Source organism: Methylotenera sp. 1P/1 (assembly GCF_000384355.1).
In the GTDB taxonomy this organism is placed as follows: Bacteria; Pseudomonadota; Gammaproteobacteria; order Burkholderiales; family Methylophilaceae; genus Methylophilus.
Genome location: NZ_ARWC01000001.1, coordinates 886,296 through 907,048 on the forward strand (window position 1 = coordinate 886,296; position 20,753 = coordinate 907,048).

Below are 20,753 nucleotides of genomic sequence, written 5' to 3' on the forward strand. Positions count from 1 at the left end.
CACATGTTTGAAGCGCTCTTCTTATTATTTGTAAAGCACTTTGTATGCGACTTCCCATTGCAAACTTCTGCATGGATGTATCGCAACAAAGGCATTTATTTACATTTAGGTGGGATTACACACTCTGCCATTCACGCGCTTGGCACTTGGCTGGTACTGGTTTTTTTTATTGGCGAACACGCCTGGCTTTACGCGCTGATCGATTTCATCGTGCACTACCACATTGACTGGGCAAAGCTACAACTCAACAAACGCTTTGGCCTGCGCCCCGATAACAGCAATTGGTTCTGGATTCTTTTAGGATTTGACCAACTTGCGCACCATATTACTTATTTTGTGATTATTTACTATGCATTCAACTATCAATTTACCTAAAGAAATTTTCAAGGCCTATGACATTCGCGGCATCGTCGGTAAAACGCTTACGCCGGAAATCGTCGAGCGCATCGGCCATGCCCTAGGTTCCGAAGCCAAGCACCGCGGCCAATCAGAGATTTGCATTGGCTATGATGGCCGTTTATCTGGTCCAGAATTGGCGGACGCATTATCCGTCGGCATTCGTAAAGCGGGTATCGATGTGGTGAATTTAGGTATGGTCGCCACCCCCATGGTGTACTTTGCTGCACACTTTCTTAACACGCAATGTGGTGTCATGGTGACTGGCAGCCACAACCCGCCTGATTACAATGGCTTAAAAATGGTGCTGGCAGGAGAAACGCTTTCTAACGAAGCGATTCAAGGATTAAAAGCACGCATTGAAAACAATCAACTGACCTATGGTGAAGGCTTAGAGCGTAAGTACAGCATTGCGGATGACTACATCCAAACCATTAAGGCCGATATCAATCTGACGCGCCCACTGAAAATTGCGGTGGATTGCGGCAACGGTGTGGCCGGTGCATTTGCAAAATCACTTTATAACGCCATTGGTTGCAGCGTGGATGAATTATTCTGCGAGGTGGATGGCCATTTCCCTAACCATCACCCAGACCCTTCTGTGCCCGAAAACCTAGAGGATTTAATCAATGCGCTGAAAACCAGCCGCGCTGAAATTGGCTTAGCATTTGATGGCGATGGCGACCGTTTAGGCGTGGTGACAAAAGATGGCAAAATCATTTACCCAGATCGCCAGCTGATGCTGTTTGCAGAGGATGTATTAGCTAACAACCCCAATGCCAGCATCATCTTTGATGTGAAATCGACCCGTAACTTAACGCCATGGATTCAAGAAAAAGGCGGGCAAGCGGTGATGTGGAAAACCGGACACTCACTCGTCAAATCCAAGATTAAAGAAATCGACGCCGCACTTGCCGGTGAAATGAGCGGCCACGTATTTTTTAATGACCATAAACAAGGCAAAAAACGCTGGTATGGCTTTGATGATGGCCTCTACTCTGGCGCACGCTTGCTAGAAATTCTGAGCCGCTTCCCCAACCCATCAGAGATTCTGAATAAACTACCGGATAGCGTCAGCACGCCGGAACAGCATATCCATATGAACGAAGGCGAACCACATGCCTTGATTCATACCCTACAGAAAACGGCTAATTTTCAAGGCGCAAATGAAGTGATTACGATTGATGGCCTGCGTGTGGAATACCCAGACGGCTTTGGTTTAATGCGCCCATCTAACACCACGCCTGTGATTGTATTGCGCTTTGAGGCCGATAGTGAAGCAGCACTCAAACGTATACAGGCACAGTTTAAAGAGATCATTTGGGAAGCTGCACCGCACGTTGCCATTCCATTCTAAATCATGTCTAGACATACCCTAGTGATTGTATGTATCTGGGTTGCGCTGGCGAGTGTCGTGTACTATCTGGTTGACCGCATTCAGCAGCCCAATACCTTACAAGCCCTAGGGCATGACCACACCGTGGTACTCAAAAGAGGGTTGGATGGCCACTACCGCGCCGAAGCATTGATTAATGGCGAACAAGTAGATGTACTAGTCGATACCGGCGCAACCGGTGTCGCCATCTCACAAACAGTAGCAGACAAACTTCAATTAAAAAGCCTCACGGCAGTCCGCACCAATACAGCCAACGGCACCACAGTGGGCTATATGGTGCGACTCTCTTCCGTTAAGCTCGGTGGCGTGGAAGCCAATAACGTATCTGCCATGATTGCCCCTGGCCTAGAAGGCGATGTCTTACTTGGCATGAGCTTTTTGGCGCGCATGGACGTGCGCTTATTTAAAGGCGAGATGACGATTCGCCAAGTTGAATAATCAAGTTGAATAAAAATATAAGTTTTTGTTTTTTATAGCTATATTTTTACAGAATGTGTTTTATGTAAGTATTCCTCACAAGGTGTGACTAATGGTGGCTAGCTAGCCACTTACACATTTAATATTCACATTTTAATATTTGAGGAGCTTTACCATGAAGACACATTTAAAACTATCCACACTGGTTGCAACCATGCTAATGGTCGCAACTACACAACTAATGGCAGCTGAACCGATGCTAAGTACTGGCGGTTATGCGACCCAACTGCAAAAGCTAGAAATGATGAAGATGCTGGACGCAGATGGCAACCATATGGTCACCATTGCTGAGTCAGATGCTTATTACAACAGTATTTTCGATGCATTGAACAAAGACCAAGATGACTCACTAGACGCTAAAGAATGGGCTGGCACGACAAAACAGACCAAGCTTGATTTAGCTACCGGCGGCTACACCCGAGAGCTGCGTTCAATGAAAATGATGAAAATGATGGATACCGATGCCGATCACTTAGTGACACGTGAAGAGTTCTTAAATCATCACCGTGCAATCTTCAACAAAATGGACACGTCGACTGACAAGCAATTGGATGCGCAGGAATGGGTGGCTAAAGTATTTGGCGGTCACTAATACTCGTAGCAATTCACTTAATTAAGTAACTCTCTCGTATTAAGGCCGGCATCGCTGGCCTTAATCGATTAGCGAATAACGCTACAATTTATTGCGCCAACTCTGCCGCATCCACCACCACTTTGTACAACTGCAGCTCCTGCTGTGTTTTTACCGTTTCCCCTACTGCAATCTGGTTACGTTTACCCGGTGCAACTCCATTAATAATCATCGGTCTGCTTTGCGCGACGGGCCTGCCTGTTTTTGCATCATATTTAATCATGCGCACTTGCACCCTGCCAATTGGCACCGCTGTGGCATTTTGCACTACGGCATACACAGCACCATTATTATCGGCCACAGGGCCAGACTGAATATACTTGGCAGGATTACGCGGTAGATCAATACGCACCGCACGCGCATTGGCGTCTTTACCTATATCCGAATCTGAGCCTGCTGCCGTTTGGTAGTGTTTGAGGGCCACATCGGTTTCCCCGCGCCCTTCTGCAATTTGCCCAAGCAAATCATGCCCTGGCGCCGTTGGCAGCAGCGCATTAGCACGATTTAAAAATGGTTCAGCTTCTGCTTTTTTACCCATATTAAATAAAGCAATACCGCTTTGGATATGCGGCTTAAAATAATCCGGCTGCATTTTTATGGCTTTATCATAGTAGCCCAATGCTTCTTGTGGCTTTTTCTGCGTCAGCGCAATATCGCCCAACAGCTCTTGGAATCTTGCCTCTTTAGGCTCGCCTGCAATCGCCTGATTTGCCAATTTGGTAGCCGCTGCGGTATCGCCTTTTTTAAGGGCAACCAATGCATCGTCATAAGCTTTATAAGCAGCGCGTGTGGCCTTTACTTTACCTACTTTTTGCGCATACGCCTCTTTACCCCAATCACCTCCGGCACCAATTCTGGCCAGTGTTTCCTTGTTGGCATCTACACGTTCTTGTGATGGTGGATGGCTGGCAAATAACCCTGTAATAAAGTCGCTTTTCTTACCTTCGCTCAAACGCACAAACGTCTCCTGCAGTGTTACCGCTGCAGTAGGGTCGTACCCTGCTTTTTTCATATATTGCATGCCATACAAGTCTGATTCTGACTCTGCATCACGTCCATATTTACTGGTAGCCAGCTGTGCGCCTAGCTGCGCCCCACCTACAATCAAATTAGAATAATTCGTGTTTTGTGCGCCTATCCCCACCGCAATCATAGCGCCTTGTAATAAAATACCGCGCTCCATACTTTTAGCGCCATGTCGGGCAGCGGCATGCACAATTTCATGCCCCATCACTGCCGCCAACTCCGCCTCGCTATTCAGCTCATATAACAATCCACGGTTAAACGCAATTTTGCCCCCTGGCATCGCCCAAGCATTCGGAATCGAGTCATTCAATACCACGAATTCATAAGGCAAATCTGGTCGATCCGAAACAGCAGCCAGACGTTTACCTACCCCTTGTACGTAAGCCGTTAACTCAGGATCAATCACATAGTCGCCCCCTTGCGATTGACGCGCAGGTGAATAGTTTTGCGTACCAATTGAGATCTCTTGTGCTTGAGACACAAATTGAAACTCGGTTTTTTTGGTGACAGGATTGGTACCGCAAGCCGTCACTGCGACTACTGCACATAGGCTCAGCCATTTGCACGAATATCTCATGATTTTCCCCTTATGCACTTATTATTCTTCAGCCAATTAAGTAATCACCGTAGGTGCTGAGCGTCCAGTTTTTTCCACTAGCTGCGACAGCTTCAATGCCAACTGAATCATTTCCGCCAACGCCACCTGTGCATCTAAATGATGTTGATTGGCGTCTGGTTCAAAAGCCTCAAGATAGATGCGGATGGTCGCGCCTTCTGTGCCGGTGCCGGACAATCTGAATATGATTCTTGAGCCACATTGGAATAAAACGCGTATGCCTTGTCCCCGGCTGACAGAGTGATCGACCGGATCTTGATAACTAAAATCATCACAAGTAGCCACAGTATAGCGACCAAACGTTTGACCAACCAATGTCTCGAATTGCGCTTTCAAATGTGCCATGACTGCATTGGCTTGTTCAGTCGGAATACCTTCATAATCATGGCGGGAATACACGTTACGGCCATATTCCGCCCAATGCGCTCTGACTATCGCCTCTACACTTTGTTTGCGCGCAGCAATAATATTCAGCCAGCACAACACCGCCCATAAGCCATCTTTTTCGCGCACATGATTAGAGCCGGTACCAAAACTCTCTTCACCGCATAGCGTTACCTTATCGGCATCCATTAAATTACCAAAGAACTTCCAACCGGTAGGTGTTTCATAACAGGCGATATTCATTTTTTTGGCAACGCGATCCACCGCCCCACTGGTTGGCATAGAGCGTGCAACACCCGCCAAACCAGCTTTGTAGGCAGGAATCAAATGCGCATTGGCTGCAATAATCGCCAAACTATCGGATGGCGTGACAAAAAAACTTTTGCCTAAGATCATATTACGGTCACCATCCCCATCGGATGCTGCCGCAAAATCGGGCGGATTAGATCCGTAGACAATTTTGACCAACGCTTCGGCATAAGTCAGATTTGGGTCAGGGTGACCACCACCAAATGTTTCCGAGACCTGACAGTTCATTAAGCTGCTGTCAGATGCGCCTAATCTGTGTGCGAATATCTCCTGTGCATAAGGCCCTGTGACTGCATGCATGGCATCAAACTGCATGGTGAAGCCATTGGCAAACAATGTGCGTATTGCCGCAAAATCAAACATGCTTTCCATTAAATCGGCATAATCACGTACTGGGTCAATCACTTCAACACTAAAGCCATCAAATGCTGTGAGCCCAATTTTATCTAGGTCGACTAATGGCAGATCGACTAATTGATATTGCAGGATGGTCTTTGAGATAGTAAAAATAGCCTCTGTGATTTTCTCGGGCGCAGGTCCGCCGTTGGGCGTATTGTATTTAATGCCAAAATCATCGTCTGGCCCAGCCGGGTTATGACTTGCAGACAGAATAATGCCGCCTAATGTTTGATATTTGCGAATCACATGCGACGCAGCAGGTGTAGATAAGATACCGCCTCTACCCACCAAGACCTTAGAGAACCCATTAGCAGCGGCCATTTTAATAATGGTTTGAATCGCTTGCGCATTGTAATAGCGCCCATCACCACCCAGCGTCAACACAGCACCTGTTGGGATATCTAACGAATCAAAAATACTTTGTACAAAGTTCTCCAGATAATGCGCTTGTTGGAAAACTTTGACTTTTTTACGCAGACCGGATGTGCCCGGTTTTTGGTCTGGAAAAGGCGTGGTGCTGACAAGACTGACTTGCATGGAGATTCCTAAACTAAGCGATTAACAGAGGGTAGTTCATTAAGATGAACGGTTCAATAGAATATAAATCAAGTTCAGGCGAATCACAATTGCCAATATGGATATTTACACAACATGGATATTTACATAAAAGAAACAGATACAAAAAAACCAGCATATGGCTGGCTTGTGTGTTTTATTGCTTATATAAATTGGAAATCACCGTTATAGTTTAACAAACTAAACGGATGTCGATATGGCAATGAAACGATTTGCTGAGGATATCGTATCTTTTATCCGACTAATGCTTGCTCAAAACTTTCAATTGGGACTGGTTTACCAAATAAATAGCCTTGATAATTTGAGCAACCTTCCCTCAATAGTATTTGCCGTTGCCCTTCCGTTTCCACACCTTCAGCAATTACATTTAGCTCCATTGTCTCAGCCATTGCAATAATCGTACGTACAATTGATTTATCTATTTCATCATTGGCGATATCCCGCACAAACGACTGATCAATTTTGATTTGTTCCAGCGGGAGCTTTTTAAGATATTGCAAAGAGGAATAACCGGTGCCAAAATCATCTAAAGAGAATCGCACACCTACTTTGCATAAAGTATTCATCGTATCAATGGCTTGGTCGACATCATGCAACAACAAGCCCTCTGTAAGCTCAAGTTTAAGCAGTGTCGGGTTTACATTAAAGCGTTGCAAAGCGAGCTTCACTTGATCCACAAAGTAGGATTGCGCAAATTGTTTGGCACTGACATTGATAGATAAACCTAGCTCACGCGTGTGAGGTTGCTGTTGCCAGTCGCGTAACTGAGCACAAGCAGTATTGATTACCCAATCGCCTATTGGCAATATCAAACCAGTTTCTTCACTCAGGGGGATAAAGTGGATGGGGGAAATCAATCCGCGTTCAGGATGTATCCATCGAATCAAGCCTTCTGCCCCCACCGCTTTACCTGATGCGTCTACCTGAACTTGGTAAAACAGTTTAAATTGCTCTTCTCTAATGGCTACCTGCAGTTCTTCTTCGAGTAAAGCTCTCGCATTAATCACTTCTTGCATGTGCGGGTCATAGAAGCGGATGGTATCTCCCCCTTCTTTTTTGGCTTGATACATCGCAATATTTGCCTGCTGCAACAACTCCTCAACCATCGATTCTTTGCGGTTAAACAGCGTCACACCAATACTTGAAGTACAGACATACGGATTTTGCTCAAGCTGGTAAGGCTTATTTAATTCAATGAGAATTTTATTGGATATCGCTCTCGCTTGGGCTGCTGCCTCAAGGTTACGCGTACTCAGTGCTTGCAGTAGGATGACAAAGTCATCGCCGCCTATGCGTGCCACCGTGTCAACTGCGCGCAAGCATGCCGCTATACGCTTGGCCACTTGCTCAAGCAGTAAATTGCCAGAATCATGCCCGATGGTGTCATTGAGTGTCTTGAAATTATCTAAGTCTAGGTAAAGCACTGCGCCCTCTTGGCCAGTTCGGAGGCTTGTGGATAAGGCTTGCTGAAGACGATCTACGAGTAGTTTTCTATTGGGCAGCTTTGTGAGCGGATCATAAAACGCCAGTTCATTCATCTCGCTCGCACGTTTTTCCTTTTCATCATTTTGAAACGCAAGCTCTTTGTTCGCTTCTATTAGCTCTGCAGCACGCTTGCTTTTTTCCTTATTTTGGAAAGCCAGCTCCTTATTAGCAACAATCAGTTCAGCGGCTCTTTTACTTTTTTCTTTGTTCTGAAAAGCTAACTCTTTGTTTGCAACCACCAGCTCGGCTGCGCGGTTTTCTTTTTCTTGATTTTGGTACGCAAGCTCAGTATTGGCTATCACTAGCTCTGCCGCCCGCTTTTCCTTTTCTGAATTCTCATAAGCCAACTCACCATTTGCAATTGCAAGTTCTGCCGCCCGCTTTTCTTTTTCTTCATTTTGAAGAGCGAGTGCTTTATTTGCGGCAACTAACGCCAAATTTGCTGCTTCAAGCGCGGAATATTTTAATTCTAATACTTGTACCGATGCACTCAATTTAGATCAGCCAAATGATGAAACAACTGACTTGGCGGTGTGCTATGTTTGAGATGAGTTGACTGGCAATGTGGGTAACGCACTCTAGTTAGCATGATAACTTTCAGTTTTTATTATTCGTTATTAAATTTAGACCGATATTATCAAGTATGCAGAATGAATATAGGCGCTACTGATACTAGGCTCATGACAGCCAAAATGCAATTCAAATTGCTAAAATTATGTGTTTGTTTTGGGCGTTTTGCGCATATAGTCAGAAAGCTGTACGGCCTTCTGGGAGAATATTATGGTCTCTATCTGAAATACGCTGATTAATCTACAAATATACCTCTGCCTCAACCCAAGCAGGGTTACATACATCGATATTTACTGGTTTTAAAAGTGTCTTCCGTTAATCAATTAGCTATAGAACGTTCGGTTAGGCCTGCCTTATTACAGACCTCAGACTTGTGTATCAGTCGCAATGTTTGCGCACTCACTCATTGTCTCCTTAGCACGACTTAAGCCATTGATGGAAATAATTATGCGTTGCAAAAACGCTGCTTTTCACTGCTTTTAGAAGTAGGGCGGAAAGTGGTGATTTGGATTCGAATTAGGTGATATGTTTTGATTCAAGCACCCCTATGAGCACTCCTAAAATAAAAAAACCACTCAGTGAGTGGCCTGTCTATTTGTTTCTATTGGTCGGGACGGTGTGATTCGAACACACGACCCCTTGCACCCCATGCAAGTACGCTACCAGGCTGCGCTACGCCCCGATCCTTACTGAAACTTCAGTGCAGGCATTATAAATCAAAATAGCCATACGCCGAATGTAGAATCAATAATTTTAACAAAAAGGGGAATAGAAATCAGGCGCGCAGCAACTGTATGACTTGGCGAATCTGCGCACGTACCTGCGTCAAATCAACAGTGTCAGCAAATGGCGTCGCCATGGACTGAGCTATCGCCACTACCGGAGCAGCGACTGGCGCTGCCTCAGTAGACTCTTGCCCATCTAAACGATTGCGTGCGCCACTGATGGTAAAGCCTTGCTCATACAACAGCTCACGAATTTTACGGATGAGCAACACTTCGTGATGTTGGTAATAACGACGATTACCACGACGTTTCACAGGTTTTAACTGTGTGAACTCTTGTTCCCAATAACGAAGCACATGTGGTTTGACACCACATAACTCACTCACTTCACCAATCGTAAAATAACGCTTGGCTGGGATAGGTGGCAACTGTACTTTGGGAGACTCTTCAACCATGTTTACTCACTTTTAAGTTATTGATTCGCGTAATGCTCTTCTACTTTAGTTTTTAACTTTTGGCTTGCGTGAAAGGTAACTACACGTCTTGCAGTAATCGGGATTTCTTCACCCGTTTTTGGGTTACGACCTGGACGCTCTGATTTTTTACGTAATTCAAAGTTACCAAAACCAGATAATTTCACACTATCGCCTGCTTCTAACGCGGTACGTACTTCTTCAAAAAACGCTTCTACCATGTCTTTAGCTTCACGTTTGTTGAGCCCAACTTGCTCAAACAACAAATCGGCTAAATCTGCTTTAGTTAATGTCATGAACTCCCCTAACTACTTTTTACTTAATTCTTGATGGACAGTCGGTACTTAATTACGTAACTCGGCACCAAATTGATTTTCGAGTATTTTTAACAACTCAGCCATTGCGGCTTCGGCTTCGGTGTCGACCAAAGTTTTATGAGTATCTTGTATAAGTACAAGAAATGCAAGGCTTTTTTTGTTTTCAGCGATACCTTTTCCTTGGTAAACATCAAACAATTGTATCTGTTGCAACAATGGAATTTGTGCCATTTTCACTGCATCGATAATGGCTTGCACTTGCACATTAGCATTCACGATCACCGCAATATCACGTCTCACCCCTAAAAACTTAGAGACTTCTTGGTATTGCGGGACAGAAGCATGTAATAACGCGTCCACATTCAGCTCAAACAAGAACGTTGCTTTAGGAAAATTGTAATCCTGCTGCCATTTGGGATGCAGTTTACCAAACCAACCTTGCGCTTTCCCATCGATATAAATACGCGCAGTTTGTCCCGGATGTAGCGCAGTGTGTGTCTCTACGCGATACTCTGCTTGCTGCTTAGTCAGTGCGTCTACCGTGGCTTTTACGTCATAGAAGTCTACTTCGCGCTTATCGGATGCCCATTGCTCAGGCTGAAAATCGCCATAAAATAAACCAGCGAGTTTCTGCTGTTCAGCATAGCCCTGTGCAGCCGTGTGGTAGCTACTACCCACTTCAAACAACAAAGCACGGTCTTGTTTGCGATTCAGGTTATAACTCAATACATCTAGCAAACCGCCCCACAAACCACTGCGCATCACACTCATATTACTAGCAATCGGATTTTTCAACGGGATTGGCGACGCATTGCCCAACAAATCACGCTCCCAAGCCTCATCCACAAAGCTATAGGTGACCACCTCTTGGTAGCCTTGCGATTGCATTGCATCACGCAAACTAGCCACATTTAAGCGGCTTTCAGATTGCTCGAGCATCGCCAAATTGGCATGTGGCGTGATGGCCGGTATTTTGTCGTAGCCGTATAAACGTGCAATTTCTTCAATCAAGTCTTCTTCGCGTGCGATATCAAAGCGATAGCTTGGCGCTTGCACTAAAAACACATGGTCTTGCTCGGTAAATGTGAAGCCTAATTGCGTTAGCAACTTACCTACCGTTGCATAGGGAATATCAATGCCTAATACGGATTGTAAACGGTCATAACGTAATGTGACTTGCTTACGTACTGGCAGTGTTGCCACCGATTGTGTGACGCGGCCTGCTTGACCGCCACAAATAGAAAGTACCAAATCCGTAGCGCGTGCCAATGCGTTGGCTGTATTACCAAAATCCACACCGCGCTCAAAGCGATAAGATGAATCCGTGCTCAGCCCAATGCGGCGGGCTTTGCCAGCGATTGCATCTGGTGAAAAGAAAGCACTTTCTAAAAAGACAGCTGTGGTGACATCTGTCACTGAGGTAGGCTCGCCGCCCATAATACCAGCCAGTGCAATCGCACCGCTATTGTCAGCAATCACTAAATCATCCGCTGCCAATTGCACAGTATTGCCATTTAATAGCTGTAATGACTCACCCGCTTTTGCCAAACGTACATTCACATTGCCTTGCAACTTGTCCAAATCAAACGCGTGCATGGGTTGCCCCAGCTCTAACAACACATAATTAGTGATATCGACTAAAGCGCTGATGCTACGGATACCGCTACGCTCCAAGCGTCGCACCACCCAATCTGGAGATTGTGCTTGTGCATTTACACCGGTGATGGCACGTCCAAAATAAGCCGGACATGCCTCGGTTGCCTGTACTTGTACTGAAATACTTTTGTCTGTGGTGATTGCTGGGGGTTGAGTAGTCGGGACACTTAATGGCGCGCCCGTCATGGCCACTACATCTCGTGCAATACCCAGAATACTCAAACAATCTGCACGATTAGGTGTCAGCTTCAATGTAAAGAGCGTGTCGTTCAAATCCAAATAATCACGAATATCCTGACCTACTGGCGCATCGGCAGGCAATTCTAACAACCCTGTTGCTTCTGCTGCCAAGCCTAACTCTTTGGATGAACACATCATGCCAAATGATTCCACACCGCGCACTTTAGCTTGCTTGATGGAAATACCAGGTAATTCCGCACCCACCAATGCACAAGGCGCTTTGAGGCCAACACGCGCATTAGCTGCACCGCAGACAATTTGTAACGTTTCTTGGCCAATTTTTACCTGACACACTTGTAAACGATCCGCATCGGGATGTTTAACGGCAGACACAATCTCACCCACCACAATTTTCTCAAAAGCAGGCGCAACAGGGGTGAGCTCTTCTACCTCAAGCCCGGTCATCGTCAGCGCATGGCTTAATGCTTGCGTATCCATCTCTAGATTAACAAATGTACGTAACCAATTTTCTGAAAATTGCATAAGAAACTTTACTTAATAAATTGCTGCAAAAAGCGCAAATCGTTGTTAAAAAAGTGGCGCAGATCGTTGACACCGTAACGCAGCATAGCTAAGCGTTCTACGCCTAAGCCAAATGCAAAGCCACGGTATTGCTCACTATCAATATTCACATGCTTGAATACTTCCGGGTGCACCATGCCACAGCCGCCAATTTCCAACCAGCCGCCATTCCAACTCATGTCCATCTCCGCAGAAGGTTCTGTGAATGGGAAAAAAGAAGGCCTGAAACGCACGGTCAAATCATCGCGCTCAAAGAATTTTTGCAGGAAATCCTGCACCACACCTTTTAAATTGGCAAAACTAATATGCTCATCCACCCACAAGCCTTCTACTTGGTGAAACATCGGTGAGTGCGTAGCATCGGAATCCACACGATATACACGTCCCGGCGCAATGATTTTCAACGGAGGCTGTTTGTTTTGCATGTAATGTACTTGCACGGGTGATGTGTGCGTACGCAATACATGCGATTCATCCACATAAAAAGTGTCGTGCATGGCCCGCGCAGGATGATTTTCCGGAATATTCAGTGCGGTAAAGTTGTAAAAGTCAGTTTCGATTTCCGGACCATTTGCGACATCAAACCCAATGGAATGAAACAACTGCTCAATACGTTGTAACGTTAAGGTAACTGGATGCAATCCACCACGCGATTGTGTACGTGCCGGCAAGGTAATGTCCAATGACTCACTGGCCAATTGTTGCGCTTGCGCAGCTTCAAGAATCGCTTCTCTACGTGCATTCAGCGCTTGTTCAATGGCTTGTTTGATTACATTGATTGCAGCCCCAGCCGCTGGACGCTCTTCAGCGCTCAATTTTCCTAGGCCCTTGAGCGCATCTGTGAGCAACCCTGTTTTACCTAAGTATTTTGCTTTTGCATTCTCAAGCGCAGGTAATGCATCACATGCAATAAAATCTGTTTGCGCTTCTGCGATTAGATGATTTAAATCTGACATGTTTGCGTTTGCACTCAATCAAAAAATTTATCGGTCAAAAAAATTCATGCTAAAGCACTTAATCTTTGCATGAATAAAAAAAGAGGCCGCAGCCTCTTTTTTTAATTGGTTTGTTTAGGCGCTTAAACCAGTTTTTGCCAATTCAACAAACTTTGCAAATGCAGCCTTATCAAATACAGCTAAGTCAGCCAGCACTTTACGATCCACCTCAATAGAAGCCTTTTTCAAGCCATTCATGAAGCGGCTGTAAGTTAAACCTAACTCACGTGCACCTGCGTTGATACGCGCAATCCACAATGTACGGAATTGACGTTTTTTCTGACGACGGTCACGGTAAGCGTATTGACCAGCTTTCATTACCGCTTGCTTAGCAATACGGTATACGTTTTTACGACGGCCACGATAGCCTTTGGCTGCTTTTAATACTTTTTTATGTCTTGCGCGAGCGATGACACCACGTTTTACTCTAGGCATATCAGTCTCCTTATTGTGTTGGCATCATTGCGCGAACGCGTTTGACGTCAGTTGCTGAGATGATAGAAGTGCCACGTAATTTACGTTTTTGCTTCGTCGTTTTTTTCGTCAAAATATGACGTAGGTGGGAGTGAGTACGTTTTACTTTACCGTTCCCTAAGAACTTAAAGCGCTTTTTGGCGCTGCTCTTGGTTTTCATCTTTGGCATTTTTTTCTCCTTGAGAGTTGAATAAAGAGTGCTTGGGCATGCCTTTTCGCCGTATCACTCATAAAAAACTTGTTTGTTACTTATTCGGCTTTATCCGATTTTTTTACAGGTAATTTTTTCGCCGGAGCCAATACCATCACCATTTGACGGCCTTCCATTTTCGGAAACTGCTCTACTACCGCATGCTCCTGTAAATCTGCCTCAACACGTTTTAATAGCGCCAGACCAAACTCTTGGTGCGTAATCTCGCGGCCTCTAAAACGCAATGTAATCTTTGCTTTATCGCCCTCACCCAAAAAGCGGATAATATTACGTACTTTGATGTTGTAGTCACCATCGTCAGTACCTGGACGAAACTTCACTTCTTTAATTTGTACTTGTTTTTGCTTTAGTTTTTGCTCATGCTGGCGTTTGCTTTCGGCATATTTAAACTTGCCGTAATCCATCAACCTACATACAGGTGGCGAAGCGTTCGGTGCAATTTCAACCAAATCAATATCCGCCTCTTCTGCCTTGGCAAAAGCTTCTCTCAAGCTCACAATACCAAGTGGTTCACCATCCACACCAATCAAACGTATTTCGGGCGCTGTAATATCACCGTTAATGCGCGTTTCTTTATCCTGAGCTATAACTATCCCCTAAACAAATAAATTAAGCCGTGTTCCAGACAATTTAAACCTTGGCTGCTATCTCTGTCTTGATGCGTTCAATAAACGCTTCCAGAGACATTGAACCCAAGTCTTCACCTTTTCTGGTTCTCACGGCTACATGACCATTTTGCATTTCACGCTCACCCGCTACAAGCAAGTAAGGCATCTTTTGCAAACTATGTTCGCGTATTTTATAGGTAATCTTCTCATTTCTCAAGTCAAAATCGCATCGAATGCCATTTTTCTTTAAGATTTCAACTACTTGGCGAATATAATCGGCTTGACCATCTGAAATATTGAGTACCATGGCCTGCACTGGCGCCAACCAAGTTGGCATTGCACCCGCATAGTTTTCGATCAAGATACCTAAGAAACGCTCCATAGAGCCAACAATTGCGCGGTGTAACATAATTGGGCGCTTGCGTGTATTGTCTTCCGCCACGTACTCAGCGCCTAAACGCTCTGGTAAGTTCGGGTCTAATTGAATCGTGCCGCATTGCCACAGGCGACCCAGCGAGTCTTTCAGTGTAAATTCGATTTTTGGACCGTAGAAGGCACCCTCGCCTGGCTGATATTCAAACTCCAAGCCATTGATTTTAAGTGCATTAGCAAGCGAAGTTTCTGCCCTATCCCACTCTTCATCGGTACCGATGCGTTTTTCGGGACGCGTAGATAACTTGACCAACACATCTTTAAAACCAAAATCGTTATACACCTGATATAGCATTTTGATAAAGCTCGCGACCTCAGATTCCACTTGCTCTTCGGTACAGAAAATGTGCGCATCATCTTGTGTAAAACCACGCACGCGCATCAAGCCATGTAACGAACCTGATGGCTCATTACGGTGACATGAACCAAACTCTGCCAAGCGCAAAGGCAAATCACGATAGCTATGTAAGCTGCTATTAAAAATTTGAATATGGCCAGGGCAGTTCATCGGCTTGACCGCATAATCGCGACTTTCTGATGACGTCACAAACATATTGTCGCGGTAATTCTGCCAGTGACCGGACTTTTCCCACAGGGTGCGATCCATCACAGTAGGCGTACGCACCTCTTGGTAGTCATGACTACGAAACATGTCACGCATGTATTGTTCGACTTCCTGCCAAATACTCCAGCCACGCGGATGCCAGAACACCATGCCTGGCGCATCGTCTTGCATATGAAAGTAATCGAGTTGCTTACCGAGTTTACGGTGATCGCGCTTTTCTGCTTCCTCCAATTGGAACAGGTACGCATCCAACTCTTCCTTGTTGCGCCAAGCTGTGCCGTACACACGTTGCAGCATTTCGTTATTGCTATCACCACGCCAATAGGCGCCGGCCAACTTCATCAGCTTAAACGCTTTTAACTTACCAGTATTGGGCACATGCGGGCCGCGGCATAAATCGGTAAAGCCACCTTCAGAATATAAGGAGACATCTTCACCCGCAGGGATAGAAGCAATAATCTCTGCTTTGTAATGCTCACCAATCGATTTAAAGTAGGCAACGGCCTCGTCACGCGGCAGCACTTTACGTGTGACTGGCTCGTCTTTTTTCGCCAGCTCTACCATTTTCTTTTCGATTGCCACTAAGTCTTCCGGCGTAAACGGACGCTTATAGCTGAAATCATAATAGAAGCCATTGTCAATCACCGGCCCAATCGTCACTTGCGCATCTGGAAACAGCTCTTTAACTGCGTAAGCCAATAAATGCGCAGTTGAGTGCCGAATGACTTCCAAGCCTTCAGGATTTTTGTCTGTAATGATGGCCAAATCAACATCTTGCTCAATCAGATAGCTGGTATCGACTACTTTCTCACCCACTTTGCCAGCGAGTGCTGCTTTGGCCAAACCCGCACCAATATTCATGGCGACTTCAGCGACCGTTACAGGCTGATCAAACTGTCTTACAGAACCATCTGGCAATCGAATATTAGGCATAACACGTCCGAAATCTATCTGAATAAAAAGCAAAAACAATAAAAGCCGTTAATTATAACGGCTTTTATAAGTTAATTTGGTAGGCAGTAGCAGATTCGAACTGCTGACCTCTTGGATGTCGACCAAGCGCTCTAACCAACTGAGCTAACCGCCTAATACTAGACTAAATTCTTAATTGCTTAAGAGGTGCGAATTCTAGCCGATTATGCACGTTGGCGCAAACCCAGCCTGCTATAATTTTGCAATGCAGACGAAAATACTTTCAACGACAGATGACGACAAGATTGTCACTACATTAGCAGAACAAGGCTATGTCGTTATTGACGATTATCTACCTGCGCACACCATTTTTGCGTTAGCAGAAGTAGCTCGAACTAAGCTGTGCAATCAAGAAATGGCGCATGCACGCACAGGAAAACAAGCGGAAACACGCCAACATATCAGAGGCGACCATATTTGTTGGTTAGATGAAAATAGCCCAGATATTGCCATTCAGCAATATTTTGTGCATATGCAGCATTTAAAACAGCTGCTCAACCAACAGCTATTTATAGGATTGGCGTCATTAGAAACGCATTTGGCCATTTATCCAGTTGGCGCTGTGTACCAAAAGCATCTTGATCAATTTAATGCGGGTGGTTCTACACAGCTCAACACCCGCAAAATCAGTTCTATCTTATATTTGAATCAAGACTGGCAGCCTAAGCATGGCGGCGAATTAAGACTGCACCTTGATAATGAAGAGTGGATAGATATTTTGCCAATTGGCGGGCGACTGGTGTTATTTTTATCGGCTGATTTTTGGCATGAAGTGCTGCCTGCGCATCGTGAACGCCTAAGCTTAACTGGTTGGTTTAGAACACGCGAACCACAATTACTTTAATGACTCGATTAGACGCACATACAAACTGGGGCTAGCGTAGCCATCTTGAGGTAAGCCATGTGCAGATTGATACATGCGAATAGCCTCTTGCGTTTTCAAACCGGGGAAACCATCTGGCGGCCCACTAGGAAACCCCAGTTCATTCAATTTGCCTTGCAATGCCCACATTTCGTTGAAACTTAACGCACCCAACTCAACATCATCCTCCACCGCTATATCGGCCACCCCCACCAACTGCTCTGACAAATAGGCAACTGCCAACGCATAGTTCACGGAACGGTTCCAGTCCATCACCACATCAAAATTGCTGAATACCATCAATGCCGGACCACGCCAGCCTTGCGGTAATAAGATCGCCGCATTTTCAAGATTACGAATATGCGCAGGCACGTATACGCCTAACGCTTTCCAAGCGTCCACATGCTGGCGGTAGTTAAGCTTTGCAAACCGATAATCAAAATCGGCAGGCAGATCTACTTGCACCATAATGGGCTCATCACCACGCCACCCCGCTTTGGCCAGATAATTGGCTGCGGAGTACATGGCATCTGGTAACGATTGCCAAATATCCACGCGACCATCGTGATTCGCGTCCACGCCATGTGCAATCAACGTAGAGGGCATAAACTGCATATGCCCCATCGCGCCAGCCCACGAACCTTGAATACGCGCAGATGTTGACGCATGGCGTGCATCGGCTATGCGCATTAAATTGAATAGCTCGTTACGAAAAAATACTGCACGCCGCCCTTCATACGCCAGTGTCATTAAAGCAGAGGCCAAATCAAAATCACCTTGCATCTTGCCATAGTGTGTTTCCATGCCCCAAAACGCAACGAGCACTTGCTTAGGTACGCCATAGCTGGACTCCACTTCTGCCAATAACGGTTGATGCTGGGTCAATAAATAACGTCCGCGCTCAACCAAACTTGTGTTCACGCGGCGATTTAAATAATCCAAAAAGGTAGAGATAAATTCAGGCTGAGAACGATCCAATTGAATGACACGTGGTAACAGTTTGGCATGCTTAAAAGTGGCATCCACGGTTTTTTTAGAGATGCCCTCACGCACTGCATCCGCCTTTAGCTCTTGCAGCCACTCCGTAAAAGTTTGTTGTGTGTCTGCCTGCGCAACAGTTACACATAGACTCAAGACAGTGATGATAAATAGATGTCGCATTGACTAGAGTATAGTTAAATAAGTGTTGAATAACCGTGCTGATAGCTTGGATAACTCAGCACAAAACCGGTGTCTCGTAGCCGCTCATTGGATAAGCGCTTACCTTGTGTTACGGGCGGAATACGCACATTCTTTACATTACCACCCATGTTGGTTGCCAACCAAGTCAGGACTTCATATTGCGCTACGGGCAAATCATCCGTCACGATGTACAACGGGTGTATAGATTGATTACCTAACACTTGCCCAACCAAAAAAGCTGCAAACGCTGCTGCATCATCCCGATGAATACGATTCGTCCATTGGTTCTCGGCTGGCCATCTTGTTTGATCTTTTGCCAGATAGACCAAATACAAGCGTCCCGGCCCATAAATTCCAGACAATCGCAATACCGTGCTTGAACAAGGCAAAGCTGACAGTAGCTGCTCTGCTTCCAACAGTCGCTCACCACCAAAGTCTGTCGCAATCGCTGGTGTCGCTTCATCTAGTAGCGCGTCTGCATGCTGCCCGTAAACACGGGTGCTGGAGACAAAAAATACATGTTTTAATTGTGGGCCAGACTGTGATTGCAATACATTACGCAAGCCCTGCACATAGTGCCGATGATAGTTTTCATTCGTTTGCGCACTGGCAGCTACACAATACACAATCACCTCTGTAGTTAACGGCGCAAGCGTGCCCTGCTCGGTCACATCGGCCTGAATCGTATGCATGCCAAATGGCAATGTGCGCGTACTTTTACGCACACCAACCACTTCGTGGCCAGATGCATGTAATCGCACCGCGATTTCAGCGCCCAAGTCACCGCAGCCTACCAACAATATCTTAGCCATGTTGTGTTAAATATTTCTCTGCAAACAACATAGCCACGATGGTTTTACCATCGGTAATCTCGCCATCCAGAATCATCTGCATACACTGCGACAGACTCATCTCAAACACTTCCAGTGTCTCATCAATATCGCGCTGATGCTGGCCAAGCGTGAGGCCCCGCGCTAAATACATATGAATCACTTCATTAGAGTAACCAATACATGGATGCTGCAAACCGAGCTTAACCCATTGGTTTGCGGTGTAACCGGTTTCTTCCAGCAGCTCGCGCTGTCCTGTCGTTAAGATTGTTTCATTGGGATCAATTTTACCCGCCGGCAACTCAATAAACACTTGATGTAGCGGGTATCGAAATTGCCGTTCGAAAATAATATTGCCATTGTCTAATAGCGGCACCACCACTACTGCGCCAGGGTGCAGCACAAACTCGCGCTGACTTTGATGCCCGTTCGGCAATCGCACCTGATCGCGTTTGACTGTGAGCATACCACCCGAGGCAATCACCTCGGAGCGAATCGTGTGCTCTTCCAAATTTACCTTGTTCACCGCCATTTAAATCGATGCCGCTTTAAACGTGTCACATTGGCGCATATCGCCAGTAGACAAACCTTGATTAAACCAATGCATACGCTGTTGAGAGGTGCCGTGGGTAAAGCTATCTGGCACGGCATAGCCTTGTGCTTGTTTTTGCAAGGCGTCATCGCCAATGGCTGCCGCAGCAGTCATGGCTTCTTCCACATCTCCAGCTTCTAAAATACGGTTCTCACCATCAGCATGATTTGCCCAAACGCCAGCATAACAATCTGCCTGCAATTCCAAACGCACGGAATATTGATTGGCTTCCGCTTCACTCCGAGCTGACTGACGCGCGCGTTGCACTTGCTCGGAAGTGCCCATGAGGTTTTGGATATGGTGCCCCACTTCATGCGCAATCACATAGGCTTGCGCAAAGTCGCCTGGCGCATGAAAACGGTTTTTCATTTCTTGATAAAAACTTAAATCGATATACACTTTTTGATCGGCAGGGCAGTAAAATGGTCCCATTGCCGCCTGCCCTGCACCACAGGCAGTACTAGTCTGCCCTGTAAACAAAACCAGTTTAGGCGCTGGGTATTGCTGGCCAGATTGCTGAAATACCTTATCCCACGTTTGCTCGGTACTCCCCAATACTTTGGCCACAAAGATTGCCATCGGGTCATCCTTAGGAATAGGCTGCGCTTCAGATGTCTCCGTTTGCTGCAACCCTTGCCCAATATTCAAGACGACCGAAGGATCTACGCCAAAATACATAGCCACCAAGGCAAGTACTATCGTACCGACACCAATGCCTTTACCGCCGATACCACCGCCACCGCCACCGCCACGCCGATCTTCAACATTACCACTTTCTTGTTGGTCATCTAAACGCATTTGTACACTCCTTATATATTCACACTATTACGAT

At 45.8% G+C, this 20,753-nt stretch carries 20 protein-coding genes and 2 tRNA genes; 5 read left to right on the top strand and 17 right to left on the bottom strand.

Features of this window, described 5'->3' with window-relative positions; all coding sequences use genetic code 11:
• The first annotated feature begins 3 nt into the window (after positions 1–3).
• The 4 genes from A3Q3_RS0104180 to A3Q3_RS0104195 all read left to right on the top strand — a co-directional run bounded on the left by A3Q3_RS0104180 (position 4) and on the right by A3Q3_RS0104195 (position 2,861).
• A complete protein-coding gene (locus tag A3Q3_RS0104180; protein WP_020182321.1) occupies positions 4–375 on the top strand; it encodes a DUF3307 domain-containing protein in 372 nt (123 codons plus the stop codon).
• A complete protein-coding gene (locus A3Q3_RS0104185) occupies positions 350–1,753 on the top strand; it encodes a phosphomannomutase/phosphoglucomutase (protein ID WP_020182322.1) in 1,404 nt (467 codons plus the stop codon). Before A3Q3_RS0104180 ends, A3Q3_RS0104185 begins: the two co-directional genes overlap by 26 nt.
• A gap of 3 nt (positions 1,754–1,756) precedes the next feature.
• On the top strand, positions 1,757–2,230 hold the full coding sequence (locus A3Q3_RS0104190) for a TIGR02281 family clan AA aspartic protease (protein WP_020182323.1): 474 nt from the start codon (positions 1,757–1,759) through the stop codon (positions 2,228–2,230).
• A gap of 154 nt (positions 2,231–2,384) precedes the next feature.
• Positions 2,385–2,861, top strand: a complete 477-nt coding sequence (locus A3Q3_RS0104195) for a hypothetical protein (RefSeq protein WP_020182324.1) — start codon at positions 2,385–2,387, stop codon at positions 2,859–2,861.
• Positions 2,862–2,949: 88 nt separating this feature from the next.
• Here A3Q3_RS0104195 and A3Q3_RS0104200 read toward each other — a convergent pair whose 3' ends face one another.
• The 13 genes from A3Q3_RS0104200 to A3Q3_RS0104260 form a co-directional block, all read right to left on the bottom strand.
• Positions 2,950–4,503 carry a M48 family metalloprotease gene (locus A3Q3_RS0104200; protein ID WP_020182325.1) on the bottom strand — a complete coding sequence of 518 codons (1,554 nt, stop codon included), beginning with the start codon at positions 4,501–4,503 and terminating at the stop codon, positions 2,950–2,952.
• A gap of 36 nt (positions 4,504–4,539) precedes the next feature.
• Positions 4,540–6,171 (bottom strand): alpha-D-glucose phosphate-specific phosphoglucomutase, encoded by a 1,632-nt coding sequence (locus A3Q3_RS0104205; protein WP_020182326.1) that lies wholly within the window; start codon positions 6,169–6,171, stop codon positions 4,540–4,542.
• A gap of 272 nt (positions 6,172–6,443) precedes the next feature.
• Positions 6,444–8,132, bottom strand: coding sequence for a bifunctional diguanylate cyclase/phosphodiesterase (locus tag A3Q3_RS0104210; RefSeq protein ID WP_232418357.1), 1,689 nt, complete (start codon positions 8,130–8,132; stop codon positions 6,444–6,446).
• A 738-nt stretch (positions 8,133–8,870) separates the two neighbouring features.
• A tRNA-Pro gene (locus A3Q3_RS0104215) sits at positions 8,871–8,947 on the bottom strand.
• Positions 8,948–9,040: 93 nt separating this feature from the next.
• Entirely contained in the window at positions 9,041–9,445 is a 405-nt protein-coding gene (locus A3Q3_RS0104220) for a MerR family transcriptional regulator (RefSeq protein WP_020182328.1), read from the bottom strand.
• Positions 9,446–9,462: 17 nt separating this feature from the next.
• Positions 9,463–9,759, bottom strand: a complete 297-nt coding sequence (locus tag A3Q3_RS0104225) for an integration host factor subunit alpha (RefSeq protein ID WP_020182329.1) — start codon at positions 9,757–9,759, stop codon at positions 9,463–9,465.
• Positions 9,760–9,807: 48 nt separating this feature from the next.
• Complete coding sequence (gene pheT / locus A3Q3_RS0104230; protein ID WP_020182330.1) at positions 9,808–12,159, bottom strand: phenylalanine--tRNA ligase subunit beta; 2,352 nt, start codon at positions 12,157–12,159, stop codon at positions 9,808–9,810.
• A gap of 8 nt (positions 12,160–12,167) precedes the next feature.
• Positions 12,168–13,154, bottom strand: coding sequence for a phenylalanine--tRNA ligase subunit alpha (gene pheS / locus A3Q3_RS0104235; protein WP_020182331.1), 987 nt, complete (start codon positions 13,152–13,154; stop codon positions 12,168–12,170).
• A 114-nt stretch (positions 13,155–13,268) separates the two neighbouring features.
• Entirely contained in the window at positions 13,269–13,628 is a 360-nt protein-coding gene (rplT, locus tag A3Q3_RS0104240; RefSeq protein ID WP_020182332.1) for a 50S ribosomal protein L20, read from the bottom strand.
• Between the two features lie 10 nt (positions 13,629–13,638).
• Positions 13,639–13,836 (bottom strand): 50S ribosomal protein L35, encoded by a 198-nt coding sequence (gene rpmI / locus A3Q3_RS0104245; RefSeq protein WP_019881750.1) that lies wholly within the window; start codon positions 13,834–13,836, stop codon positions 13,639–13,641.
• Positions 13,837–13,916: 80 nt separating this feature from the next.
• A complete protein-coding gene (infC, locus tag A3Q3_RS0104250; protein WP_198288929.1) occupies positions 13,917–14,465 on the bottom strand; it encodes a translation initiation factor IF-3 in 549 nt (182 codons plus the stop codon).
• 43 nt (positions 14,466–14,508) lie between these two features.
• The gene (thrS, locus tag A3Q3_RS0104255) at positions 14,509–16,416 is read right to left on the bottom strand and encodes a threonine--tRNA ligase (RefSeq protein WP_020182334.1); all 1,908 of its coding nucleotides are present in this window, start codon (positions 16,414–16,416) and stop codon (positions 14,509–14,511) included.
• Positions 16,417–16,493: 77 nt separating this feature from the next.
• Positions 16,494–16,570: transfer RNA gene (locus tag A3Q3_RS0104260), tRNA-Val, on the bottom strand.
• A gap of 90 nt (positions 16,571–16,660) precedes the next feature.
• Between A3Q3_RS0104260 and A3Q3_RS0104265 the strand changes: the two genes are divergently transcribed.
• Positions 16,661–17,299 carry a 2OG-Fe(II) oxygenase gene (locus A3Q3_RS0104265; RefSeq protein WP_033425039.1) on the top strand — a complete coding sequence of 213 codons (639 nt, stop codon included), beginning with the start codon at positions 16,661–16,663 and terminating at the stop codon, positions 17,297–17,299.
• Here A3Q3_RS0104265 and A3Q3_RS0104270 read toward each other — a convergent pair.
• Genes A3Q3_RS0104270 through A3Q3_RS0104285 form a run of 4 tightly spaced genes read right to left on the bottom strand, consistent with a single transcriptional unit; the run spans position 17,291 to position 20,719 of the window.
• Positions 17,291–18,478, bottom strand: coding sequence for a lytic murein transglycosylase (locus A3Q3_RS0104270; protein ID WP_081623262.1), 1,188 nt, complete (start codon positions 18,476–18,478; stop codon positions 17,291–17,293). The genes A3Q3_RS0104265 and A3Q3_RS0104270 overlap by 9 nt on opposite strands.
• Before the next feature lie 14 nt (positions 18,479–18,492).
• Positions 18,493–19,311, bottom strand: a complete 819-nt coding sequence (locus tag A3Q3_RS0104275) for an SDR family oxidoreductase (protein WP_020182337.1) — start codon at positions 19,309–19,311, stop codon at positions 18,493–18,495.
• Entirely contained in the window at positions 19,304–19,861 is a 558-nt protein-coding gene (locus tag A3Q3_RS0104280) for an NUDIX domain-containing protein (protein WP_020182338.1), read from the bottom strand. The genes A3Q3_RS0104275 and A3Q3_RS0104280 overlap by 8 nt, the downstream gene beginning before the upstream one ends.
• The gene (locus A3Q3_RS0104285; protein WP_020182339.1) at positions 19,862–20,719 is read right to left on the bottom strand and encodes a neutral zinc metallopeptidase; all 858 of its coding nucleotides are present in this window, start codon (positions 20,717–20,719) and stop codon (positions 19,862–19,864) included.
• Positions 20,720–20,753 lie beyond the last annotated feature (34 nt).